At 63.8% G+C, this 23,077-nt stretch carries 19 protein-coding genes and 1 pseudogene; 17 read left to right on the top strand and 3 right to left on the bottom strand.

Going from position 1 to position 23,077, the window contains the following annotated elements; all coding sequences use genetic code 11:
- Positions 1 to 7 precede the first annotated feature (7 nt).
- Positions 8 to 2,320, top strand: a complete 2,313-nt coding sequence (locus ACSMXN_RS13865; RefSeq protein ID WP_022912061.1) for a RelA/SpoT family protein — start codon at positions 8 to 10, stop codon at positions 2,318 to 2,320.
- Between the two features lie 5 nt (positions 2,321 to 2,325).
- Here ACSMXN_RS13865 and ACSMXN_RS13860 read toward each other — a convergent pair whose 3' ends face one another.
- Positions 2,326 to 3,216, bottom strand: a complete 891-nt coding sequence (locus ACSMXN_RS13860; protein WP_022912060.1) for a peptidylprolyl isomerase — start codon at positions 3,214 to 3,216, stop codon at positions 2,326 to 2,328.
- Between the two features lie 313 nt (positions 3,217 to 3,529).
- On the opposite strand from ACSMXN_RS13860, the gene ACSMXN_RS13855 reads away from it, so the two are divergent.
- The 8 genes from ACSMXN_RS13855 to bsaP all read left to right on the top strand — a co-directional run bounded on the left by ACSMXN_RS13855 (position 3,530) and on the right by bsaP (position 12,142).
- On the top strand, positions 3,530 to 4,216 hold the full coding sequence (locus tag ACSMXN_RS13855) for an MBL fold metallo-hydrolase (RefSeq protein ID WP_022912059.1): 687 nt from the start codon (positions 3,530 to 3,532) through the stop codon (positions 4,214 to 4,216).
- On the top strand, positions 4,213 to 5,724 hold the full coding sequence (gene hisS / locus ACSMXN_RS13850; RefSeq protein WP_022912058.1) for a histidine--tRNA ligase: 1,512 nt from the start codon (positions 4,213 to 4,215) through the stop codon (positions 5,722 to 5,724). The genes ACSMXN_RS13855 and hisS overlap by 4 nt, the downstream gene beginning before the upstream one ends.
- 75 nt (positions 5,725 to 5,799) lie before the next feature.
- Positions 5,800 to 7,605, top strand: coding sequence for an aspartate--tRNA ligase (gene aspS, locus ACSMXN_RS13845; protein ID WP_022912057.1), 1,806 nt, complete (start codon positions 5,800 to 5,802; stop codon positions 7,603 to 7,605).
- On the top strand, positions 7,602 to 8,930 hold the full coding sequence (locus tag ACSMXN_RS13840) for an adenosylmethionine--8-amino-7-oxononanoate transaminase (RefSeq protein WP_022912056.1): 1,329 nt from the start codon (positions 7,602 to 7,604) through the stop codon (positions 8,928 to 8,930). Before aspS ends, ACSMXN_RS13840 begins: the two co-directional genes overlap by 4 nt.
- Positions 8,931 to 9,026: 96 nt before the next feature.
- Positions 9,027 to 10,136, top strand: coding sequence for an 8-amino-7-oxononanoate synthase (locus ACSMXN_RS13835; RefSeq protein ID WP_027139120.1), 1,110 nt, complete (start codon positions 9,027 to 9,029; stop codon positions 10,134 to 10,136).
- A complete protein-coding gene (gene bioD / locus ACSMXN_RS13830; RefSeq protein WP_022912054.1) occupies positions 10,133 to 10,885 on the top strand; it encodes a dethiobiotin synthase in 753 nt (250 codons plus the stop codon). Before ACSMXN_RS13835 ends, bioD begins: the two co-directional genes overlap by 4 nt.
- Complete coding sequence (gene bioB / locus ACSMXN_RS13825) at positions 10,882 to 11,928, top strand: biotin synthase BioB (protein WP_022912053.1); 1,047 nt, start codon at positions 10,882 to 10,884, stop codon at positions 11,926 to 11,928. The genes bioD and bioB overlap by 4 nt, the downstream gene beginning before the upstream one ends.
- A gap of 10 nt (positions 11,929 to 11,938) precedes the next feature.
- Positions 11,939 to 12,142: a biotin synthase auxiliary protein BsaP gene (gene bsaP, locus ACSMXN_RS13820; protein ID WP_081648939.1), complete on the top strand. Its 204-nt coding sequence runs from the start codon at positions 11,939 to 11,941 to the stop codon at positions 12,140 to 12,142.
- A gap of 9 nt (positions 12,143 to 12,151) precedes the next feature.
- Here the strand turns inward: bsaP and ACSMXN_RS13815 are convergent, their stop codons facing one another.
- Positions 12,152 to 13,033, bottom strand: a complete 882-nt coding sequence (locus ACSMXN_RS13815) for a formate dehydrogenase accessory sulfurtransferase FdhD (protein WP_081648985.1) — start codon at positions 13,031 to 13,033, stop codon at positions 12,152 to 12,154.
- Between the two features lie 181 nt (positions 13,034 to 13,214).
- Here ACSMXN_RS13815 and ACSMXN_RS13810 point away from each other — a divergent pair, with 181 nt between their 5' ends.
- From ACSMXN_RS13810 to ACSMXN_RS13780, 7 genes are all read left to right on the top strand, one after another.
- The gene (locus tag ACSMXN_RS13810; protein WP_022912051.1) at positions 13,215 to 14,639 is read left to right on the top strand and encodes a replication-associated recombination protein A; all 1,425 of its coding nucleotides are present in this window, start codon (positions 13,215 to 13,217) and stop codon (positions 14,637 to 14,639) included.
- A 60-nt stretch (positions 14,640 to 14,699) separates the two neighbouring features.
- Positions 14,700 to 15,104 carry a DUF948 domain-containing protein gene (locus ACSMXN_RS13805; RefSeq protein WP_022912050.1) on the top strand — a complete coding sequence of 135 codons (405 nt, stop codon included), beginning with the start codon at positions 14,700 to 14,702 and terminating at the stop codon, positions 15,102 to 15,104.
- Between the two features lies 1 nt (position 15,105).
- A complete protein-coding gene (locus ACSMXN_RS13800) occupies positions 15,106 to 15,351 on the top strand; it encodes a hypothetical protein (protein ID WP_022912049.1) in 246 nt (81 codons plus the stop codon).
- 127 nt (positions 15,352 to 15,478) lie between these two features.
- Positions 15,479 to 18,181 (top strand): alanine--tRNA ligase, encoded by a 2,703-nt coding sequence (gene alaS / locus ACSMXN_RS13795; protein ID WP_022912048.1) that lies wholly within the window; start codon positions 15,479 to 15,481, stop codon positions 18,179 to 18,181.
- A 13-nt stretch (positions 18,182 to 18,194) separates the two neighbouring features.
- Positions 18,195 to 18,638 carry a Holliday junction resolvase RuvX gene (ruvX, locus tag ACSMXN_RS13790; protein WP_022912047.1) on the top strand — a complete coding sequence of 148 codons (444 nt, stop codon included), beginning with the start codon at positions 18,195 to 18,197 and terminating at the stop codon, positions 18,636 to 18,638.
- 85 nt (positions 18,639 to 18,723) lie between these two features.
- Positions 18,724 to 19,905, top strand: coding sequence for an endolytic transglycosylase MltG (gene mltG / locus ACSMXN_RS13785; RefSeq protein WP_022912046.1), 1,182 nt, complete (start codon positions 18,724 to 18,726; stop codon positions 19,903 to 19,905).
- Positions 19,905 to 20,834, top strand: a complete 930-nt coding sequence (locus ACSMXN_RS13780; RefSeq protein WP_022912045.1) for a shikimate dehydrogenase — start codon at positions 19,905 to 19,907, stop codon at positions 20,832 to 20,834. The genes mltG and ACSMXN_RS13780 overlap by 1 nt, the downstream gene beginning before the upstream one ends.
- 187 nt (positions 20,835 to 21,021) lie before the next feature.
- Here the strand turns inward: ACSMXN_RS13780 and mobA are convergent.
- A pseudogene (gene mobA / locus ACSMXN_RS13775) lies at positions 21,022 to 21,516 on the bottom strand (molybdenum cofactor guanylyltransferase); the annotation flags it as partial.
- A 365-nt stretch (positions 21,517 to 21,881) separates the two neighbouring features.
- Between mobA and aroC the strand changes: the two are divergent.
- Entirely contained in the window at positions 21,882 to 23,072 is a 1,191-nt protein-coding gene (aroC, locus tag ACSMXN_RS13770) for a chorismate synthase (protein ID WP_022912043.1), read from the top strand.
- Positions 23,073 to 23,077 lie beyond the last annotated feature (5 nt).

The following is a 23,077-nucleotide window of genomic DNA, read 5'->3' as shown; positions in this document are numbered from 1 at the left end:
TTCAGCGGTGAAGGCGCCCGCACAAGGGTTGAACCCGTCCAACCCGGGGGGCAACGGCGGCGCGAACGGCGCACACCGCCGTCGAATGCGGGACAGGGTCGCCCGCCGTATCGTGACGCCTCAGCGGCAGACGACGATCAAGCCGGTCCTCGAGCCATTGCTCGCCGTCCATCGAGCGGCGCATCCGAAGGTCGACGCAAAGCTACTGCAACGCGGCTACGACCTCGCAGAGGAACGTCACCGCGGGCAACTGCGTAAGTCCGGCGATCCCTACATCACGCACCCGCTGGCAGTCGCCACAATCCTGGCTGAGCTGGGTATGGACACGACGACCCTCGTCTCCGCTCTGCTCCATGACACTGTCGAAGACACCGGTTTGACGACCGAGGAACTCGGCGCTGAATTCGGCGCAGAGGTCGCGCACCTGGTTGAAGGCGTGACGAAGCTGGACAAGGTCAAGTTCGGTGAGGCAGCTGAGGCTGAGACGATCCGCAAGATGATCGTGGCGATGGCGCGCGATCCGCGAGTGCTTGTCATCAAGTTGGCTGATCGATTGCACAACATGCGCACGCTGAGGTTCCTACCGCCGGCCAAGCAGGAACGGAAGGCCCGCGAGACCTTAGAGGTGTTAGCACCGCTGGCACATCGCCTCGGCATGAACACCATCAAATGGGAACTCGAGGACCTGGCCTTCGCGACGCTTTACCCGAAGCGGTACGACGAGATCGTGCGTCTGGTAGCTGAACGCGCGCCACAGCGCGACGTGTACCTCAACGAGGTCATCGAACGGGTGAAAGCCGATCTCAAGACCGGGGGCATCAAGGCCGACGTCTACGGCCGACCAAAGCACTATTACTCGATCTACCAGAAGATGATCGTCCGCGGGCGCGAGTTCACCGACATCTACGACTTGGTCGGCATCCGCGTCCTGGTTGATTCCGAGCGGGACTGTTACGGCACGCTCGGTGTCATCCATGCGAACTGGCAGCCAGTTCCTGGTCGCTTCAAAGACTTCATCGCGATGCCGAAGTTCAACATGTACCAATCGCTGCACACCACGGTCATCGGGCCCGGTGGTAAGCCCGTCGAGTTGCAGATCCGCACCCAGGGCATGCACCGAACGGCCGAGTACGGCATCGCAGCGCACTGGAAGTACAAAGAAGTCGGGGGTGCGCCAGCCAGGCCGGCGGCGGTGAGCGACGAGATGGGTTGGCTGCGTCAACTGCTCGACTGGCAACGCGAAGCGCAGGAACCCGGCGAGTTCCTCGACACGCTTCGGTTCGATCTCGGTGCTCGCGAGGTCTATGTCTTCACGCCCAAAGGCGATGTCATCGGATTGCCCGCTGGTTCAACACCTGTTGACTTCGCCTACGCCGTGCACACCGACGTGGGTCATCGCTGCATCGGTGCACGGGTCAATGGCAAGTTGGTGGCACTGGAAACCGAACTCGATCATGGCGACACCGTCGAGGTCTTCACGTCCAAAGCCGAAGGGGCCGGCCCGTCCCGCGACTGGCTGACGTTCGTCACCTCACCGCGAGCGAAAACGAAGATTCGCCAGTGGTTTGCAAAGGAACGTCGCGAGGACGCGGTCGAGGCCGGTAAGACCGCACTGACTCGTGCAATGCGCAAGTCGTCGTTGCCCATGCAGCGGTTGCTCGGTGGCGATCAGCTGATGACGATCGCGCGCGAGATGCACCTCACCGACATCACGGCCTTGTACGTGTCGGTCGGCGAAGGACATGTGTCGGCACAGTCCGTCGTCCAGAAGCTGGTGACCTCGCTCGGCGGCGTCGAGGGAGCTACCGAAGACCTGGCCGAGACCGAAATTCCGACCCGGCCGCAGACGAGTCGCCGAACCGGTGGCAACGCCGGTGTGATGGTCTCGGGCATGTCGGATGTCTGGGTCAAGTTGGCGCGCTGCTGCACCCCGGTGCCCGGCGACGAGATTCTTGGCTTCATCACTCGCGGCGGCGGTGTGTCCGTCCACCGGCGTTCCTGTACGAACGCAGATTCCCTTCTGCTGCAAACTGATCGACTCGTCGAGGTTGAATGGGCGCCGTCGTCGGACTCCGTCTTCGTGGTGTCCATCCAGGTCGAGGCGCTCGACCGGCACCGCCTGCTTTCCGATGTCTCCAGAGTGCTGTCAGACGAGCGGGTCAACATCCTGTCGGCGTCGGTAACCACCAATCGAGACCGGGTTGCTGTCTCGCGTTTCACCTTCGAGCTCGCCGAATCGAAGCATCTCGGTCATCTGCTGCGCACCGTGCGAAACGTCGAAGGCGTCTACGACGTCTACCGGGTGCACGCAGCGAACTAGTTTGCTCAGCTCTTCAACGTCACGGTCTTGAAGATGAGGTCGACGTTCGGACGCCCACCGCCGGCTGAGTTGGATCCGTCATCGCCGCCGGTCGCTACCTTTTGCAGCAGGTCCAAACCACCGGTGACGTGACCGATCACGGTGTAATTCTTGCCAAGTGTCGTGCTGCTGTCCTTGGTTATGAAGAAGAACTGGCTGCCGTTGGTGTTGGCGCCGCTGTTGGCCATGGCGAGGGCGCCCTCGGTGTACTTGGCAGCCGACAGGTTCTCGTCCTTGGTCGTGTAGGACGGCCCGCCCGAGGTCGTCCCGGACGGATCACCGCATTGGACGACGAAGATCCCGGAGTTGACCGATCGCGGACAGCCCGTGTTGTCGTAGAACTTCTTGGAAATCAGGTACTCGATGCTCTGGACATTGCAGGGAGCGCCGGCTCCGTCCAATTCGACCGTGATCGTGCCGAGGTTGGTGTTGAAGAGCGCGGTTCGTTTTGCGGTCGGGGTCGGCTTGGGGTCCGGGGGCAAGCCGGTGTCAAAGAGGGCACCTGATTTCAAGTTGGCTGCCGTCTCGGTGTAGCCGCACGGGCCGGTGCTCTTTTTTGCTGCCCGGTTGATTACGGCTGGCTTCCGACTGGGCAACGGAGCCTTCGTGCTGCTGGCCGACGGCGCAGGTGACGTTGCGGCGCTCGATGGTGTCGCGCCAGTAGCGGCGGGAGTCTTCTTGTCGTCGTGGGTGAGCATGACGACCGAGGTGATGACGATCGCGAAGATCACGATCACCCCGATAACCGTGCCGATCACGGTGAACTGACGGCGGCGAGCATCTCGTTGCTGGCGGCGCTCGAGCTGGCGCTCGAGGTGGCGGCGGGCAGCATCACGGCGCTGCTTGCTGGTCGACACTGGTAATCCTCCTTGCAGGCCCGCTGTTGCGGGGGGTTGCCTACGATCGAACGGCACAAGCTCGCCGAAGTGTACGAAAGAAGTCTTAGCCATGTGCCAAGGGCGGTTGTGAGTGCTTCCTGTGAGTCGGCACAGCCCTCAGAGTCGGGTGGAATTCCCCCTTCCAGTCTCAGCTCAGATGACGGTTGGCCGACGACCTGTGACGCGGGCGCAGCGGTCGGGCGGTAACCCGAGCCACGGACGCTCTCGGTATCGTGATCAATCGGTCCTTGGCACACCGCCCGGGCCGTACACCGGACGGCGGGAGTCACCAGTGCTGATTCAGGGCTTTCCGGCTCAGGTCGCCGGGACAAACTGCTTCGTTGTAGCTCGCGGCCCCGGCGAACAATGCATAGTAATCGACCCCGGCGTCGGGGTGACTGCGCAACTGGACGAGATCGTCTCGGAGAATCGACTTCATCCGGTAGCAGTCGTCATCACCCACGGCCACCTCGACCACACGTTCTCGGTTCTGCCGGTGTGCCAGGCACGCGATGTGCCGGCGCTCATCCACTCCGCTGACCGCTCGACCCTCGGTGATCCGTGGTCAAGTCTCGGCCTGCCGATTGGAGCCCCGATCTTCGGGGTTTCCGGGCTCACCTTTGCCGAGCCCGACGACGTCCGGGAATTGGCCGACAACGACGTGCTGGAGCTTGCGGGCATGACGTTTGCGGTCCGGCATGCCCCGGGGCATACGCCGGGTTCGGTCGTTTTCACCTTGCCGGCTGCGACCGCTGCGGATGAGTTGCCAGGCGATGTGCTGTTCTCCGGTGACGTCCTGTTCGCCGGATCGATCGGTCGGACGGACCTGCCCGGCGGTTCGATGACGGCGATGACAGCCTCGCTCAGAGACGTCATCCTGCCGATGGCCGACGATGTAAAGGTTTTGCCCGGACACGGCGGGCAGACCACGATTGGGGCCGAACGGCTGACCAATCCCTACTTGAGAGACTTGTTGTGACTACACCGAAGCCCACACCGTTGAGCGGTTTTCCTGAGCTGCTTCCGCAGGAACGTTTCGTTGAACTCCAGGTGCTCGACCAGCTTCGGGCGACGTTCGAGTTGCACGGTTTCGCGCCCATCGAGACGCGCGCTGCCGAGCCGCTGGATCAGTTGCTTCGTAAGGGCGAGATCGACAAAGAGGTGTACATCCTGCGCCGCCTGCAGGCTGAGGACGATCCTCCAGTCCAAGCAACGCCTGGCGACGACGCTGTGGCGGGCAGTGCCGAGACGACAAGTTCAGGTAACGCGGCGAACCCGGGTAATACCTTGGGGCTGCACTTCGATCTAACCGTGCCGTTCGCGCGATACGTGCTCGAGAACGCAGGCAAGTTGGAGTTCCCGTTCAGGCGTTATCAGATCCAGAAGGTGTGGCGGGGAGAGCGACCCCAAGAGGGCCGTTATCGCGAGTTCACCCAGGCCGACATCGATGTCGTGGCCAGGGACACGTTGCCGTTCCATCATGATGTCGAGGTTGCCAGGGTGATGGCCGAGGCGCTTTCGTCACTGCCGCTGCCGAAACTTCGCCTCCAGGTCAACAACCGCAAGCTGATCGAGGGTTTCTATCAGGGCGTCGGTGCTGCAGATGTCGCTGCCGTCATGCGGGTCATCGACAAGATCGACAAGCTGCCTGCCGAGGTCATCGCCACGATGCTTGCCGACGAAGCCGGTCTCACCCCGGTTCAGGCGGAACGCTGCTTGGCGCTCGCCGCCATCCGCACAACCGATTCCTCCTTCGTCAGCCAGGTTCGCGATCTCGGAATCACCCAACCACTGTTGGACGAAGGCCTTTCCGAGCTCGCGGCGGTCATCGATGGGTGCGCGTCCTTCAATACCGCCCGGTTCGCGGTCGAGGCCGACCTGAGTATCGCCCGCGGACTCGACTACTACACCGGAACGGTGTTCGAGACCCGGATGGCCGGCTTCGAGAACCTCGGCTCGATCTGTTCCGGTGGCCGCTACGACTCGTTGGCCAGCGACGGACGAACGACCTACCCGGGCGTCGGAATATCTCTCGGCGTCACTCGGCTGCTGATGCCGTTGTTCGCGCGGAAGAAACTGACGGCAAGCCGGTCGGTTCCTTCTGCCGTACTTGTGGCCTTGCCAGACGAGCAGTCGCGGCTGCGCTGCGATGAGATTGCGCAGGCCTTGCGCCGACGTGGCATCTCGACCGAAGTCGCACCCAGTCCGCAGAAGTACGGCAAGCAGATACGTTTCGCGGAGCGCCGGGGGATTCCGTTCGTTTGGTTCCCGGCAGTGCCCATCTCCGATGAGGTAGCGGCCGATGGGGCAGCAGCCGCAGACGCCGGGGCAGATGCTGGGGGAGACGCTGGGGGAGACGCTGGGGGCGATGCTGGCCGAGATCAGGTGAAGGACATCCGCAGCGGCGATCAGGTAGCCGCCGACCCGCACAGCTGGACGCCGCCGAGTGACGATCTCCGGCCGCAGGTACTCGAGCCCGGGCCCTGAGCTCGCAGGGTGGGATAATTCTTCTCGATCCGAGAATCCGATAACGACGCTTGATATTTTCCGAAGGGAACTTCTGTGCTCCGCACCCATGAGGCTGGTTCGCTACGAGCGAGCCATGCAGGTGACACCGTAACGCTCGCCGGCTGGGTAGCCAGCCGGCGCGACCACGGCGGGGTGGCTTTCATCGATCTACGCGATGCCTCCGGTGTCGTCCAGGTCGTCATTCGAGACGATGAAGCAGGCGACGGCGTCGCGTCCGCGTTGCGGAACGAGTGGGTCATCAGGGTTACCGGTCAGGTGCGTGATCGGCTTGAAGGCAAGACCAATCCGAACATCGCCTCCGGTGACATCGAGGTTGTCGCCGACGAGGTGGAAGTCCTCAACGCCGCCGCGGTCCTGCCGTTTCAGATCGACGAGCACACCGATGTCGGCGAAGAAGCTCGGTTGAAGTACCGCTACCTCGACCTGCGCCGGCCCGGGCCGGCCGCGGCACTGCGCCTGCGTAGCAAGGTGAATCAGGCCGCGCGAAACGTCCTGCTGGATCGTGATTTCGTCGAGATCGAAACGCCGACACTGACGCGGTCCACTCCGGAGGGCGCTCGCGACTTTCTCGTCCCAGCCCGATTGCAACCCGGCTCGTGGTATGCCTTGCCGCAGTCCCCGCAACTGTTCAAGCAGCTGCTGATGGTGGCAGGCATGGAGCGCTACTTTCAAATCGCCCGCTGTTATCGCGACGAGGACTTCCGCGCCGATCGTCAACCCGAGTTCACCCAACTCGATATTGAAATGAGCTTCGTCGAAGAGGACGACGTGATCGCGCTGGCGGAGCAGGTTCTCCGATCGATCTGGGCTCTTATCGGCTATGAGATCGAACCTGAGATACCGCGCCTGACCTACAAAGACGCGATGAACCGGTACGGCTCTGACAAACCCGATCTCCGCTTCGATCTCGAACTCCGCGACGTCACGGACTTTTTCGCGAATACCCCATTCCGGGTTTTTCAGGCACCCTACGTCGGTGCCGTAGTCATGGCCGGAGGTGCTTCGCAGCCCCGCAAGCAGTTGGACGCCTGGCAGGAGTGGGCCAAGCAGCGCGGTGCGAGGGGTCTGGCGTACGTGTTGATCGGTGAAGACGGCGAGCTCGGCGGTCCGGTTGCGAAGAACCTGTCGGACGACGAGCGGGCCGGTCTGGCCGCTCGGGTCGGTGCCAAGCCCGGTGACTGCGTGTTCTTTGGTGCCGGCGAAAGAAAGAGTTCACAGTCGTTGCTGGGGGCCGCACGACTGGAGATCGGCAAGCGGTTGGGGCTCATCGACGAATCGGCGTGGTCCTTCCTCTGGGTTGTCGACGCGCCCTTGTTCGAGCCAAGCTCTGATGCCACGGCGAGCGGCGATGTCGCAGTCGGATCTGGTGCCTGGACCGCTGTCCACCACGCTTTCACCAGCCCAAAGGCAGAGTTCTTGGACACCTTCGACACTGATCCCGGTAGCGCGCTCGCCTATGCGTACGACATCGTCTGCAATGGCAATGAGATTGGCGGCGGGTCTATCCGTATCCATCGGCGTGACATCCAGGAACGGGTCTTCGCGGTGATGGGTCTGTCGGCCGAGCAGGCCCAGGAGAAGTTCGGCTTCCTCCTGGATGCCTTCGCTTTCGGCGCCCCGCCGCATGGTGGCATTGCCTTTGGTTGGGACCGAATCAACGCGCTTCTCTCCAAGACTGATTCGATTCGCGACGTGATCGCGTTTCCGAAGACCGGCAACGGCTTCGATCCGCTCACCGAGGCTCCGGCGCCCATTACCGCCGACCAGCGTAAGGAAGCGGGCATCGACGTCAAGCCGAAAGTCGGTCCCGTCAGCAGCGCCGCCGCCTCGACAGCGTGAGAGAGAGCATCGCTGCGGAACTGATCGCTGCCGATGCGGCCCGTGTGTGGCATCCCTACGGTCCGATGGCTGGTGAGTCGGTCTCTGCGGTGGGTCACCAGTTGCCGTTGCTCGTCGAGTCGGCGTCGGGGGTCCGGCTTCGCCTCGCAGACGGCCGCGAGCTGATCGACGGTATGTCGTCCTGGTGGGCGGCAATCCACGGCTATCGGCACCCGATCTTGGACGCAGCCGCTCACGCCCAGATCGACACCATGAGCCACGTGATGTTCGGCGGCCTCACCCACGAACCGGCGGTTCGCCTTGCGCAACGGTTGGTGGAGATCACTCCGGACCCCCTCGAACACGTCTTCTTCAGCGATTCAGGTTCGGTAGCTGTCGAGGTCGCGGCGAAGATGGCGCTCCAATACTGGGTTTCCGCCGGCCACATGGGTAAGCAGAAGCTGCTGACCTGGCGAGGCGGTTATCACGGCGACACCCTGCATCCGATGAGCGTGTGTGACCCGGACGGCGGGATGCACGCGCTGTGGAAAGGCATGCTTCCCGAACAGGTGTTCGTGGACGCGCCGCCCGCCGGAGTGAACACGGCGGTCGATGAGAAGTATTGCGATGAGTGGGAGGCTGTTCTCGCCGCTCGCCACGATCAGATCGCGGCGATCATCGTAGAACCTGTCGTCCAGGGCGCGGGCGGAATGTCGTTCCACAATCCGGCGTACCTGACTCGGCTGCGCGAGCTTGCCGATCGCTACAACGTCTTGTTGATCTTCGACGAGATCGCTACGGGCTTCGGCCGTACCGGCTCCTTGTTCGCCGCCGAGCACGCGCGAGTCAGCCCCGACATCATGTGTCTGGGGAAGGCCATGACCGGCGGATATCTCTCGATGGCGGCGACCCTGTGCACTTCCGCCGTGGCGAGGCAGATCTCCTCCGGCGCGGTGCCCGTACTCGCTCACGGGCCGACCTTCATGGGCAATCCACTGGCATCGGCGATCTCGCTCGCCGCCATCGATGTGTTGCTGTCCTACGATCTGCCGGCCGAGATCTCGCGAATTGAGGCCGGTTTGCTGAAGGGGTTAGGTCCGATCGCGCAACTGGACGGCGTACGTGACGTTCGCGTGTTCGGTGCCATCGGCGTCATACAGCTGGCCGCCGACGTAGATGTGGGCGCAGCAACCGCCGCCGCCGTTGACCGTGGTGTCTGGCTTCGGCCCTTTCGCGACCTGATTTACACGATGCCGCCGTACATCATCTCTGACGCGGATCTGTCGACGGTAAGTGTGGCAATCCACGCCGCCGTGGAGGCCGGCGTACGAGACTCGACAGCCTGACGTAGCCTCTGCGCCGTGAGCGAATTGGTGGCAGATCCGTCCACGACCAGGCCGTCCAGCCGCTCCGCTGCCGGGCTCGAGGCTACCGATGACGGTCTGGGCTGGCTGGCGGACGCAGCCGCAGCGCGGCTGGCTGCGGGCCTGCATCGGGAGTTGAAGCCGCGAGACGAACACGCGACCTTGCTGGATCTGGCTTCGAACGATTATTTAGGCCTGTCGCGAGACGCACGCGTTGTCGAAGCCGCAGCAAAGGCCATCCGGATCTGGGGGACTGGGTCGACGGGCTCGCGCCTGGTTACCGGCAGCACAGCCTTGCACGCCGATCTGGAAAGCGCGCTGGCAGCCTTTGTCGGAGCACCCGCCGCGCTCGTTTACTCCTCGGGCTACCTCGCAAACGTGGGCGCGATCACGGCGCTGGCCGGCCCCGATTGCCTCATCGTCTCCGACGCCGGAAACCATGCCTCACTCGTCGATGGATGTCGGCTTGCGAAATCCGAGGTTGTGGTGACTCCAGCCGGTGTCCTGCATGCGGCCGAGGCCGCCCTGGAAAATCGATCCCAACCACGCGCGCTGCTGGTCATCGACGCCATCAATTCGGTGGACGGCCTTTTGTTACCGCTGGCTCAATGGCATCAGCTCGCACGTCGCCAGGGGGCGATGCTGGTCATCGACGACGCGCACGGGGTCGGTGTCCGTGGCGGCGGTCGCGGTTCGGTCGCCGAAGCGCGGATCGCCGCCGAGCCGGACGTGGTCACGACGGTGACACTTTCCAAATCCCTTGGTGCGCAAGGGGGAGCGGTACTTGGCGCCGCTGCGGTGATCGAGCAGCTGATCGACACCTCAAGGACATTCATCTTCGATACCGGTCTTAATCCGGCCGCCGCGGGGGCTGCCCTTGCCGCGCTCGGCATCATCGAGGACGAGCCCGAGCTGGCCGCAGACGTTCTGCGACGAGCCTCCGATCTTGCCAACTCGGCCGGCGTACGCCCGACTGATTCCGCTGTGATTCCGGTGCTGATAGGCGATGCCCACCGGGCCTTGCGGATGGCGAGCGCCATGCGCGAGAAAGGTGTTCTCGTCGGCTGCTTCAGGCCGCCGTCGGTCCCGATAGGGACGGCACGGCTGCGGCTCACCGCCCGGGCGAACCTGACCGATGGCCAGCTCGAACTCTTTCGTCAGACATTGCGGGCCGTGTCGTCAGAGTGAAGGTCATCATCGTCACCGGGACCGGCACCGGCATCGGCAAGACCATCACCACAGCGGCTCTGGCCGCCTGCGCCTCTCGCTCAGGTCAGCGGGTCGCGGTCGTAAAACCAGTGCAGACCGGCGTACGACCCGGAGAGGCAGGTGACCTCACGGACGTCGAGAGGCTCACCGGCCTGGCTGATCTACACGAGTACGTGCGTTACGCCGAACCGTTGGCACCCGCGACCGCGGCTCGACGCTTGGGTCAAGAAGGTCCGTCGACGCGCGAGTTGGTCGAGTGGATCGGGCGCCTCGAAGGCCGCGATCTGATCATCGTCGAGGGTGCCGGCGGCGCCTTTGTCCGTTACAACACCTCGAACGAAACGATCGTCGACCTGGCACTCGGACTTCGCGCCATCGCCGCGACGCTGGGAGTGGTTGTGACCACCGGCGCAGGGCTGGGGGCCTTGCATGACGCCGCGGCGGCCGCTGCCGCACTGGCACCGCTGTCGGTCGACAACCAGCTGGTAGTCGGGCGCTGGCCCGCGGTTGTGGGCTTGGCAGAGCGGTGCAACCTGATCGACTTGCCGGGCTATGGTTCGGGAACTGTGCAGGGCGTGCTACCCGATGGTGCTGGCGAGCTTTCGAGGTCGGAGTTCGGCGACGTCGCGGTGCGATCACTAACCCGAACGCTGGGCGGAACCTTCGATGCATCAGAATTCATTCGAGCACACGCAGCGCCAGCCGCAACGAAGGTGAGTTATCGATGACCCTGATCGACCCCGAGACCGCAAGCGGCCGCAGTGCTGCGCAGCCGGTACCCGCCGTATTGGCCCTCGCGCGTGAGCGAGTCCTGGTCAACGGCGTCGGTTTGTCAGAGGCGGAGTTGCTCGAGGTGTTGCGGCTATCCGACGAACATCTCGACGCGTTGCTGGAACTTGCCCACGAAGTGCGGATGCGCTGGTGCGGTCCTGAGGTCGAAGTGGAAGGCATCATCAGCCTCAAGACTGGGGGCTGCCCGGAGGATTGTCATTTCTGCTCTCAGTCCGGCCAGTTCACTTCTCCGGTGCGTTCGGCTTGGCTTGACGTTCCGAGCTTGGTCGAGGCCGCCAAGCAAACCGCAAAGACGGGCGCTACTGAATTCTGCATCGTGGCTGCCGTCCGCGGCCCCGACAAGCGGCTGATGGCCCAGGTCGCCGAAGGTGTGAAAGCCATCCAGGACGCAGTGGACATCAATGTGGCTTGTTCGCTCGGCATGTTGACCCAGGAGCAGGTAGATCAGCTCGTGGCCATCGGTGTGCACCGTTACAACCACAATCTGGAAACTGCCCGGTCGCATTTCGATCAGGTTGTGACGACGCACTCGTGGGAAGAGCGCTGGGAGACCCTGCGGATGGTGGCCGAGGCGGGCATGGAGGTCTGCTGCGGTGGAATCATCGGCATGGGTGAATCCGTCGAGCAGCGCGCCGAGTTCGCCGCGCAACTGGCCGAGCTCGACCCGGACGAAGTGCCGATGAACTTTCTCAATCCACGGCCCGGTACGCCGTTCGGAGATCTTCCGATCATGGAGGGCAAGGACGCTCTGCGGACCATCGCAGCCTTCAGGCTGGCGATGCCGCGGACGATTCTGCGATTTGCCGGCGGTCGTGAGTTGACGCTCGGCGATCTCGGTGCCCGGCAGGGCATGCTCGGCGGAATCAACGCAGTTATTGTCGGCAACTACCTGACGACACTGGGTCGACCTGCGGAGTCGGACATCGATTTGCTCCAGGAGCTCAAGATGCCGATCAAGGCGCTGTCGGCAACGCTGTAGGAAAGGCGACATGACGAGGCCGGACACTCACCGATATTGCGGTCAGTGTGGCGAGGTCGAGGACGCGACACACCCTCGTTGCCAACAGCGCGCGGTGCTGGAGCCGCCACGATATTGCCCACAATGTGCCCGCCGGATGGTCGTTCAAGTAGACCCGCTGGGCTGGCGGGCTCGCTGCTCAGTGCACGGTGTCCTGGCATCCGTCCCCCGCTAGTATCGCGCGCTAGCCGATTCCGGTGACTCGATCTTCCCCGGCATAGATGTTCATCCGTCCGGGCCGGATCATGCCCGCGAGTACCAGGCCGTGCTCGCGAGCAAGGTCGACCGCGAGATCCGACGGCGCCGACACGGCGGCGATGGCGGCCACTGACGAAGCAACTGCCTTTTGAACGATCTCGAAGGAGACCCTGCCACTGACGACCAACGTCAGGTCGGTGGCCGGCAACCGCTGATCGAGCAGAGCCCAACCAGTCACCTTGTCAACGGCGTTATGGCGGCCCACGTCCTCACGGACTACAAGCAGTTCTCCCGACGCATCGGCCAGTCCTGCGGCGTGCAGCGAACCGGTGCGTTCAAATACGCGCTGTTGCTGGCGAAGCGCGTCCGGCAGCTGGTGGAGCACCGAGGCGTCTATATGCCAGTCCGCGGTGTTGGGCGCTGCCCAGTGCAGCGGTGACAGGTCGATGATGTCGGCGCTACATACCCCACATGACGTCCCGGTGATCCACGCTCGTGGTTGCGGCGGACTTACGCCTTCGGCGAGCACTACGTGTACCTGATCGACACCGCGCCCGGTGCCGGCGTCGACAGCCCGGGTCGCGAGATCGTCCTCAGTTCGGCATTGGCGGAGACCGACCAGATCTTCGGCCGACCGAACACCCGATTCGACGACGAGCCAGCCGGCAGCCAGTTCGACGTCGTGGCCAGGCGTTCGCATCAGGGTGGCGATGACCTCGTCGCCAACGACCAGATTCAGCGGTGCCTCGACTGTGAGGTCATCTGCGCGCCCTTGGCCAGTCGGCGTCGTCGAGCCGATGGCGAGACCGGGGCCGTCCGAGTCTCGATTGCCAAAATCGACTCGCATGACCCGTCGACGTGCCGTCATGACCGACATTGGTTCGTCCCGCCTTCAGAGTTCGCCCGCCGCCGCTCGTCGCTTGCAGGTGCCTTGTGAAGTCTAGGCAGACTTGACGATTGCCGCTCTGAGCCGACCCTGCCGCGCGGCAGGGTCGTCGAGACGGACGGGATCTCGGTGCCCGGTGCCCACCGGCTATAGGTTGGGGCGCATGACGTTGTTCGAGGGTCCACTCGGTTCAGACGACGAGGGTGAGCACGCCGCTGCCGAAGACGACGATGAGGCTCGCCGGACGGTGTCCGCCAGCCGCCTAGCTGTCGATGGCCCCCTGGCAGTTCGGATGCGTCCACGAACGCTAGACGAGGTGATTGGACAGCAACATTTGCTGGGTCCGGGATCTCCGCTGCGGCGCCTGGTCGATGGGGACGCGCCGATGTCGCTCATTCTTTTCGGGCCGCCTGGGACAGGCAAGACAACGCTGGCGATGATTGTTTCCACTGCGACCAACCGACGCTTCGTGCAGCTCTCGGCGTTGAACGCCGGTGTCAAGGACGTGCGCGCGGTCATCGATACGGCACGCCGGACGCTGGAGCACGGCGGGCGCCCGACGGTGCTCTTCATAGATGAGATCCACCGGTTCTCCAAGACCCAGCAGGATTCCTTGTTGGCCGCGGTGGAGGCTCGGACGATCACCCTCGTAGCAGCCACGACTGAGAATCCGTACTTCTCGATGGTGTCGCCGTTGCTGTCCCGAAGTCTGCTGCTTACCCTGCAACCGCTGACCGATTCCGACATTTCGACGCTCATCGATCGCGCTTTGGTCGAGCCTCGCGGACTCGATGGCGCGGTGACGCTCAGCGGTGATGCACGCGAGCATCTGCTGCGGGTTTCCGGGGGTGACGCTAGGCGTGCCCTCACCGCACTCGAAGCCGCAGCGGGCAGTGTCCTAGCCGAGACCCGGACTGCAGGGAGCCAGTCGAGTGGTCCGGCCGAGATCTCCTTGGCTGCGCTGGAAGCGGCCGTCGATACGGCGGCAGTCCGGTATGACCGAGACGGAGACCAGCACTACGACGTGACGAGCGCGTTCATCAAGTCGATCCGCGGATCTGATGTCGATGCCGCCCTGCACTACCTGGCCCGGATGATCGTTGCCGGTGAAGACCCCCGGTTCATCGCCAGGCGGTTGGTTGTCCACGCCAGCGAGGACATCGGCTTGGCCGATCCGACCGCGCTGCTCGCGGCAACCGCGGCGGCCGATGCGGTCGCCTTCATCGGTATGCCCGAGGCGCGGATCAACCTGGCCCAGGCCACCATTCACCTGGCGATGGCGCCGAAATCGAACGCCGTCATCACAGCTATCGACGCTGCGATCGCCGACGTCCGTGGCGGCTTGGCCGGATCAGTACCGCCACCTTTGCGAGATGGTCACTATCCGGGAGCGAAGAAGCTCGGGCACGCTCAGCGCTATGTCTATCCACACGGCCTGGCTGAGGGTGTCGCTACCCAGCAGTATCCGCCCGACGAACTAGTCGGGCGGGATTATTACGAACCCAGCCAGCGCGGGCTGGAGCGTCAGATCGGTGAGCGGTTGGCCAAACTTCGCTCAGTGATCCGCGGTATTTCGGGTACCCGGTAGGGTCAGGCAACCACATGACGCGTCAGAACGCCGCGTCGGGAAGTTGAAGGAGGCAATCGGTTGTCTGCTGGCGCCATTGCAGGATTGATCGCCGCCGGTGCGTTCGTCCTGCTTGTTTTGTTGCTTGCCATTCCGCTGTTGAAGCTGGGTAAGACGCTCGACGAGGCGACGTTGGCGATCCGCAAGACACATGAAGGAGCCGCGCCATTGCTGCTCGAGGCCCAGACCACCGTGGCCAACATGAACAGCCAGCTCGATCAGGTTGAGGGCATCACACGTGGCGTCACTTCCATCACAACGAACGCAGCTGCGTTGACATCGATCGTGTCCTCGACGGTTGGCAGTCCGCTCATCAAGGCGGCGGCCTTTTCCTACGGCGTGCGGTCGACGTTGCGGCGGCGACAGGATGTCGAGGCCGCAGTTGTCGCCCGGCGGGTTCGCCGGTCTGTGCGCCGGAGCCGCTGACATGCATCGCTTGTTCTGGCTCGCCCTCGGCGGCTCGCTAGGTGTGTTGATCTTCCGCAAGCTGTCCCGCGCCGCGGACAAGCTGACCCCGCGCGGTATCGCCGGTGAAATCGGCGCTGGCCTGACCGATCTCTCCTATGCGATGCGAGATTTCGCCTCCGACGTCAGAGAAGCGATGTCCAACCGGGAATCAGAACTTCGCGAAGCGGCCGGGTTGGACACTGGTGAGTCTGAACCGCCTCGCTAGTCGGAATACGCTTGTGTCGACAACCTGTGTGCACGACTCGTCGTGAGACCCCGCCAGCGCCGCTTTGACCGCAAGGTGCGCCGTGCCACGACGACGAAGTGCGGAGCTGAGCTGAAGGAGTAATACCATGCGCTCTGCCGAAATCCGTCGGCGGTTCCTCGCGCATTTCGAGGCGAACGGGCACACGGTTGTGCCCAGTGCTCCGTTGCCGTTCGACGACCCGAACCTTCTGTTCGTCAATGCTGGCATGGTGCAGTTCGTTCCTTATTTCATCGGGCAGCAAGCGGCGCCGTGGCCGCGGGCCACGAGCGTTCAGAAATGCATCCGAACGCAGGACATCGAAGAGGTCGGCAAGACAACCCGCCATGGCACGTTTTTCCAGATGAACGGCAACTTCTCTTTCGGCGACTACTTCAAAGAGGACGCCATCAAACTGGCGTGGGAGCTATCGACCAAGTCACAGGGCGAGGGCGGATTCGGACTCGACGGCGATCGAATTTGGGCGACGGTGTATCTCGACGATGAGGAGGCCATCGACATCTGGCACCGCGTCATCGGGCTACCGATGGAACGAATCGTGCGCCGGGGCAAGGCGGACAACTTCTGGTCGATGGGCATCCCTGGGCCGTGCGGACCGTGCAGCGAGCTCTTTTACGATCGCGGACCGGATTACGGGCTCGAGGGCGGTCCCGAGGTCGACGAAGACCGTTACATGGAGTTCTGGAACCTCGTGTTCATGCAGAACGAACGCGGCGCGGGCAGCACCAAGGACGACTACCCGATACTCGGTGAGCTGCCGGCCAAGAACATCGACACTGGCATGGGCATGGAGCGAATGGCGGCCCTGCTTCAGGGCGTCGACAACCTCTACGAGATCGATGAGACGCGTCCGATTCTGGAACGTGCCGCTCAGCTCACCGGCAAGCGATACGGTGAGCATTCCGGACATGCCGCGAACCAGTCGCACCCCGATGACGTCCGGTTGCGCGTGGTTGCCGATCACGTGCGGACTGCACTGATGTTGATCGGAGACGGGGTCACCCCGTCGAACGAAGGGCGCGGCTACGTCCTGCGCCGAATTTTGCGCCGTGCGATCCGATCAATGAGATTGCTGGGCTGGGACGACCACGCGCTTCCTGAGTTGCTCCCGGTCGCTCGGGACTGCATGTCGGCGTCCTATCCCGAATTGGCGGCAAACTTCGAGCGCATTGCGATGATCGCGTACTCCGAAGAGGAGACCTTTCGGCGAACCCTCGCCTCCGGCACAACGATCTTTGACAGCGCGGTCGCGGCGGTCAAGGGCAGTGGGTCGAGCGTCTTGCCAGGCGATCAGGCGTTCAAGCTGCACGACACCTACGGTTTTCCAGTCGACCTGACGTTGGAGATGGCAAGCGAGCAAGGGCTCACGGTTGACACCGAAGCCTTTCACAGGCTGATGACCGAGCAGCGGGAGCGTGCGAAGGCAGATTCGAAGGCCAACAAGAGCGCCCACGGTAATTCTCCGGCCTATCGCGAGCTGCGCGATCTCGGTGAGACGACCTTCATCGGCTATACAGACCTGAGCAACTCCAGCGCAGTCCGTGGACTGGTGCGTGACGGCGAGTTGATCCGTTCGGCCGGTGAAGGCGACATCGTGGAGGTGGTGCTCGACGAGACGCCGTTCTATGCCGAATCCGGTGGCCAGATCGCCGACGAAGGGACCATCACCTCGGACGGCGCCTTGCTTCGGGTGCTCGATGTGCAGAAGCCGATAAAGGGGCTGATCGTGCATCGGGTTGAGGTGGCCGAGGGCGAGATCGGTACCGGTGCGATCGTGCATGCCCAGGTCGACCCGGAGTGGCGTCGCTCCGCGCGCCAGGCGCATTCCGGCACCCACGTCGTGCATGCGGCGCTGCGCGAGGTGCTCGGCCCGACCGCGCTACAGAGCGGTTCTTATAACAAGCCCGGCTACCTGCGCCTCGACTTCGCCTGGGGTTCGGCCTTGAACGAGGTGTCGAAACGGGATGTCGAAGAGGTATCGAATCGCGCGCTGCGTGCCGACCTGGCCGTGACCGTCCAGCACATGCCGCTCTCGCGAGCTCGTGAGATAGGGGCGCTCGCCCTGTTCGGTGAGACCTACGACGCCGACGTCCGGGTCGTCGAGATCGGTGGCGCATGGTCGCGCGAGCTCTGCGGTGGTACCCATGTCGACCATTCGTCGCAAGTTGGCGCCCTGACGATCGTGGGGGAGTCTTCAGTCGGAGCCGGTGTGCGCCGGATCGAGGCTTTTGTCGGCCTGGAGGCGCTGAGGTTTCTCGCGAACGAGCGTGCGCTCGTAAACGCTGTGTCCGAGACTTTGAAGGTCCCGACAGCTGAGGTTCCGGATCGGGTAGCTGCCCTCGTCGACCGTCTTCGGACGGTGGAGAAGGAACTCGAACGCAATCGCGTCGCGGCTGTCCTGGCCGGGGCAGGGGCGCTGGCAGCCCAGGCCAAGGATGTCAACGGAATTCAGTTGGTCGCCGTCGAGGCGCCACCTGGCGTGTCAGGTAACGATCTGCGGACCCTGGCCATGGACATCCGCGGTCGCCTCGATTCGGCCCGTCCGGGTGTGGTTGTTCTCACCTCCGACGTCGACGGCAAGGCGCATTTTGTGGCCACCGTCAACTCCGCCGGTCAACAGATTGGCTTGTCGGCTGGCGACTTCGTCAAGGAGTTCGCGCCTATTCTGGGTGCGCGCGGAGGCGGCAAGGCTGATTTGGCCCAAGGTGCCGGCGGTGACGCGTCCAAGACGGGCGATGCGCTGGCTGCGGTGGTTCAGTTAGTGATCCGGGCGCCGGCTCACTCGGCCTGAGACGCCTGCACCGATGATTGCGAGCGGTGTCTGGTTTGGCGTTGACGTCGGCTCGGTCCGGGTAGGCGTTGCCCGTAGTGATCCGCGGGGGGTATTGGCTGTGCCGGTGAAAACCCTTTCACGAGATGCCAAGCGCGGCAGCGATATTGATGAGTTCGTCGCGCTGATCGAAGAGTTCGAGGCCGTCGGTGTCGTGGTCGGACTGCCGAGGACGCTGGCTGGACGGGACGGCCCAGCGGTTGCTGCGGCCCGAGCGTACGGCGAGCTCCTAGCGACTCGACTAGTCGATATTCCGATCATTTTCGCCGACGAGCGAATGACCACGGTGGTCGCGCAGCGTAATCTCTCTACGAGCGGTGTCCGCGGTCGCGCCATGCGGTCGCGCGTAGATCAGGCCGCGGCTGTCGAGATCCTTCAGTCGTTCCTTGACAGCAATAGCGCGCGAGACAAAGCATGATGTACAGATCGTGAAGTAGATGATGTACAGATCGTGAAATAGCTGGGTGGTGACGAGAACGCAGAGAGCGAAGGGGCAACAGCCTGTGGTGCACACGATCGAGGAGCTGCCGGAGGACGATCACCCGTTATTCGGGTCCGATGATCGGCACAATCTCCCCGGCGCCGATCAGTACGTACCCGGTGCTCGCCGTCGCTCAGACCGCCACCGTCGCAAGCGCCGCAAAGGTCGCAGGCTCGCTCCACTGCTCGCCATTCTCGTCATCGTGGTCGTGGTCGGGGCTGGCTATGTACTTGTCCGGCAGGTCGGCAACAGCTTCGCGGCTGCCGACTACGCAGGATCAGGGCAGGGATTCGTACAAATTCAAATTCAAAAGGGCGACACCGCCGACGACATCGCGACAACCATGCAGAAGGCCTCGGTCGTAAAGTCCACTCGGGCTTTTGTCAACGCGGCGAAGAAATCTGGCCAAGCTGACGACATTCAGCCCGGTATCTATCAAGTCCGGCTCCACAGCTCCGGCGCTGCTGCGATGAACGCAATTCTCGACCCCGCGAACCGACTTGTTTCAAAGGTAACGATCCCCGAGGGATACACCTACCTCCAGGTTTTGCAGCAGATTTCGGACAAGACGAAGATTCCATTGGCGGATCTGAAGGCCGCTGCCGCGCAGTTACCGAACCTGGGCATACCCAGCGCAATCAAGGCCACATCGGTCGAGGGCATGCTGTTTCCAGCGACTTATGACTTCGATCCGACGACAACAGCGAGTTCGGCACTTCAGTCCATGGTCGCGAAGTTCAGCGCCGAATATGCTTCGCTTAACATCGCGGCGAAGGCAAAAGGACTCGGCCTCACGCCGTATCAGGTGCTGATCATCGCGTCGATAATTGAGGGTGAAGCCAAGTTCGACGCCGACCGCGCAAAGGTCGCCCGGGTGATCATGAACCGGATCGCCATCAACAGACCGCTACAGATTGATGCGACGAGCGTTTACGCAGCCAAGCTCCAGGGCAAGGATCCGAAGTCAGTGGTCTACTCCGAGATCGCCAGCCCGTACAACAGCTACAAGAACGCGGGCTTGCCGCCAACCCCGATTGGCAACCCGGGCGAGGCGGCGATCGACGCCGCGATGACACCGCAGGCGGGGGGCTGGCTTTACTACGTGAACATCGACGCGGCTGGCCACCTCGGATTCTTCACTGACGAGGCCGCATTCCTGAGAGCTGCAGAGGCGTGCAAGGCTAACAACTGGGGCTGCGGCTGATGCGTGCCGCGGTGCTTGGCATGCCGGTCCGGCACTCGTTGTCACCGGTGCTGCATCGCGCCGCCTACTCCGAACTCGGTCTCGCCGATTGGACCTACGACGCGATCGAATGCGCGGAGTCCGCGCTGAGCGACCTGCTCGCTGCTTCGACGCCGGATGTGGTCGGCTATTCATGCACCATGCCGCTCAAGCGTGAGGTGTTGCGGGTCGCATCCTCCGTGAGCGTGGACGCCGCCGCTATCGGAGCGGGGAACACTCTGCTGTGGATCGACGGCGACTGGTTCGCCGACAACACCGATTGGATCGGCATTCGCGATGCACTGCGCGACAGCTCGGTCGGCATGGGTGGGGACGCCGCGATCATCGGCGCCGGCGGAACAGCCCAGGCTGCGCTAGCGGCGCTGGTCGACGCCGAATCGGTCACGGTCATCGTTCGTGATGCCGCTCGCACGAGCGAGCTGTCGGCTGCTTCCGAGAAGCTCGAGCGCCCGATCAAGGTCGTGAGGTTGGATGACGAGCGGGCTGAGGTGGCACTGACTCGCGCCGACCTGGTTGTCTCGACGGTTCCTGCGGGTGCTTCAGACCAGCTGGCGCGGTTGCCGTGGCGAGCGGACCAAGCCCTGTTGGACGCCGTTTACCATCCTTGGCCGACCGCGTTGGCGAGCTCGATTGCGGACGCGGGCGGAATCGTTGTGAGTGGAGCCGCGATGTTGCTGTTCCAGGCTGCCCGTCAGGTCGAGCTCATGACGGGGCGTGCAGCTCCAGTCCAGGCCATGCGAGCGGCGTTAGCGGCAGCGAGCCCTGAAAGTGGCCTTGAGAGTGGCCTTGAGGCCCGACTCGGATCTCATCCGGCGCCGACCGCTTCCGCTGAGCCCGCTCCTGCTGGGTCCAGTCCTCCAGCAACCAAGGGGTCTGCGGGACCTGCGTAGCTCGGAGCTCAGCCGCGGCGAGATCGTTTGGTGTGTCGACGTCGGCCGCCTCGGCCTCGAAGTCCGGAATCCACGTGGTGCTGACGCTTTCGAACAAGGCTCTGACCGGGATGTTCTCAACGTTGCCGATCCGTCTCAGCGCCGCCTGGAGGGCAGGGAGCCGCCACATCGACGCGAGGTAGTTGACGCGTCCAGCGGTATCCACGAACGCTGCTGCGTCGAAGGCGGCCGGGTCGGATGTCGTTGGATCGTCGGCTCTCCCGCTGAGTGCGTCGCGCAGGCGCCGCAGCCCCGTTCGGATGAAGGGCAGGTCAGCCGCGAGAACGGCGACCAACGGCTGGCGGAGATGATCGAGGGCAGCGGCGATGCCGGCCACAGGCCCTCCGCCGGGCGGTTGTTCCCGGCAGAACGTGGGTTCGGCCAGGCCGCGGCGCTCCGGGCCGACGACCAATCGACTCGTCGCCCCGCTGACGGCGAGTAGCACATGATCAGCCAACGGCCACCCGGCGAGGCGTTGTTCGGGTTTCGGCAGATAGCCGAACCGCCGACCCGCACCGCCGGACAGCACGACCGCGTCGTACCCAAGTTCGGCGCGCGTTCGGGTCAATGCCAGCTGCGAGCTGGCCAGGAGTTCCGGCCGAGCGAAACCGCGTCGAAGCACACGTGCGAGTTCGAAGCTCATCGCTGCGGCGTCATGATCTTCGGACAGCCACCACCGCCGCCCGATCTGCTGCATGGTCGCCGCCTGGGTTTGTCTGTCGTACGCGGCGTGCCATGCCAGCTCGTGAAGCCGATCGGCGGAGTCGATATCGCGCTGAGCGAGGCAATCATGGGCTGCCCGGAGCAGGGCGGACCAACCCACGCTCCTAGCCGCTGTCCCCGGTTCGACCAGGCGGGCCTCAGCCTCTGAATCACCTGGGTCCTCGACCCGTTCGGTTCTACCGTCCACGGGCCCATCATCACCCGCAGGACGATGAGTTGGCAGCTGCGGCGCGTCTTTGTAGCTTCCGGGGCTGAGCAGGATTTGCCGTCTGAAAGAATGATGTCGTGCTGCGCTGGATGACCGCTGGTGAATCGCACGGCCCTGCCCTCGTCGCCATGATCGACGGCCTACCGTCCGGTGTGCAGATCACGACCACCGACGTTGCCGAGGAGCTCGCGCGCAGGCGGCTCGGCTACGGCCGAGGCGCCCGGATGAAGTTCGAGCAGGACATCGTAGAGCTCACCGGTGGAGTGCGCCACGGCCTGACGATGGGGGGCCCGGTGGCGATCCGGGTGGCCAACAGCGAATGGCCCAAGTGGGAGACCGTGATGTCGGCCGATCCGGTTGACGCGGGGTTACTCGCCGCTCAAGCGCGCAACGCGCCCCTGACTCGCCCTCGTCCCGGCCATGCAGATCTCGTCGGCATGCAGAAGTACGACCTCGACGACGCTCGTCCGATTCTCGAGCGCGCAAGCGCCCGGGAGACGGCCGCACGGGTCGCGTTGGGTGCGGTCGCAAAGAAGTTCCTCGCGCAGACAATCGGTTCTGAAGTGCTCAGCCATGTCACCGCAATCGGTGCGGTCAGTGCACCGGCCGACAGCATCCCGTTGCCGGGGGACCTGCACCGGATTGATTCATCCGAGGTGCGCTGTCTGGATGCCGAGGCGGCGCAGGCGATGATCGAGCACATCGACGAAACCAAGCGGGCCGGCGACACGCTCGGGGGCATCGTCGAGGTGGTCGTCTACAACTTGCCGCCTGGGCTCGGAAGTCACACCCAATGGGACCGCCGCTTGGATTCGAGACTCGCGGGCGCACTGATGGGTATACAGGCGATCAAGGGCGTCGAGGTCGGAGACGGCTTCGAGACCGCCCGCACTCCCGGTTCCAAGGCTCACGACGAGATCGAGCGGTCCGACGACGGTTCGATCCGGCGACGATCACACCGTTCCGGGGGCACCGAAGGGGGCATGTCGACCGGTGAGGTCCTACGGGTGCGAGCGGCTATGAAGCCGATCTCGACGGTGCCCAAGGCGCTGGCGACGATAGATGTTGCGACCGGCGAGAAGGCTGTCGCGATAAATCAACGCTCGGACGTCTGCGCGGTGCCGGCAGCTGGCGTCGTCGCCGAGGCGATGGTTGCGCTGGTCCTCGCGGAGGCGGTTCTGGAGAAGTTCGGCGGCGACTCGGTCGCAGAAACCAGCCGGAATGTTGTGTCCTACCGGGCCAGATTGGCCGAGCGCGACCTGACCTGATGGAG

This window comes from Parajatrophihabitans canadensis, assembly GCF_053764775.1.
The sequence above is the reverse complement of the archived record's forward strand: the minus strand, read 5'-3'. Positions and strand labels throughout refer to the sequence as shown.

Excerpts from the sequence above, each read along its gene's own strand:
- alaS (WP_022912048.1), top strand. The coding sequence starts at position 15,479 with ATGCGCTCTGCCGAAATCCGTCGGCGGTTCCTCGCGCATTTCGAGGCG.
- ruvX (WP_022912047.1), top strand. The coding sequence starts at position 18,195 with ATGATTGCGAGCGGTGTCTGGTTTGGCGTTGACGTCGGCTCGGTCCGG.
- ACSMXN_RS13780 (WP_022912045.1), top strand. The coding sequence starts at position 19,905 with ATGCGTGCCGCGGTGCTTGGCATGCCGGTCCGGCACTCGTTGTCACCG.
- ACSMXN_RS13815 (WP_081648985.1), bottom strand. The coding sequence starts at position 13,033 with ATGACGGCACGTCGACGGGTCATGCGAGTCGATTTTGGCAATCGAGAC.
- bioB (WP_022912053.1), top strand. The coding sequence starts at position 10,882 with ATGACCCTGATCGACCCCGAGACCGCAAGCGGCCGCAGTGCTGCGCAG.
- ACSMXN_RS13800 (WP_022912049.1), top strand. The coding sequence starts at position 15,106 with ATGCATCGCTTGTTCTGGCTCGCCCTCGGCGGCTCGCTAGGTGTGTTG.
- ACSMXN_RS13810 (WP_022912051.1), top strand. The coding sequence starts at position 13,215 with ATGACGTTGTTCGAGGGTCCACTCGGTTCAGACGACGAGGGTGAGCAC.
- bsaP (WP_081648939.1), top strand. The coding sequence starts at position 11,939 with ATGACGAGGCCGGACACTCACCGATATTGCGGTCAGTGTGGCGAGGTC.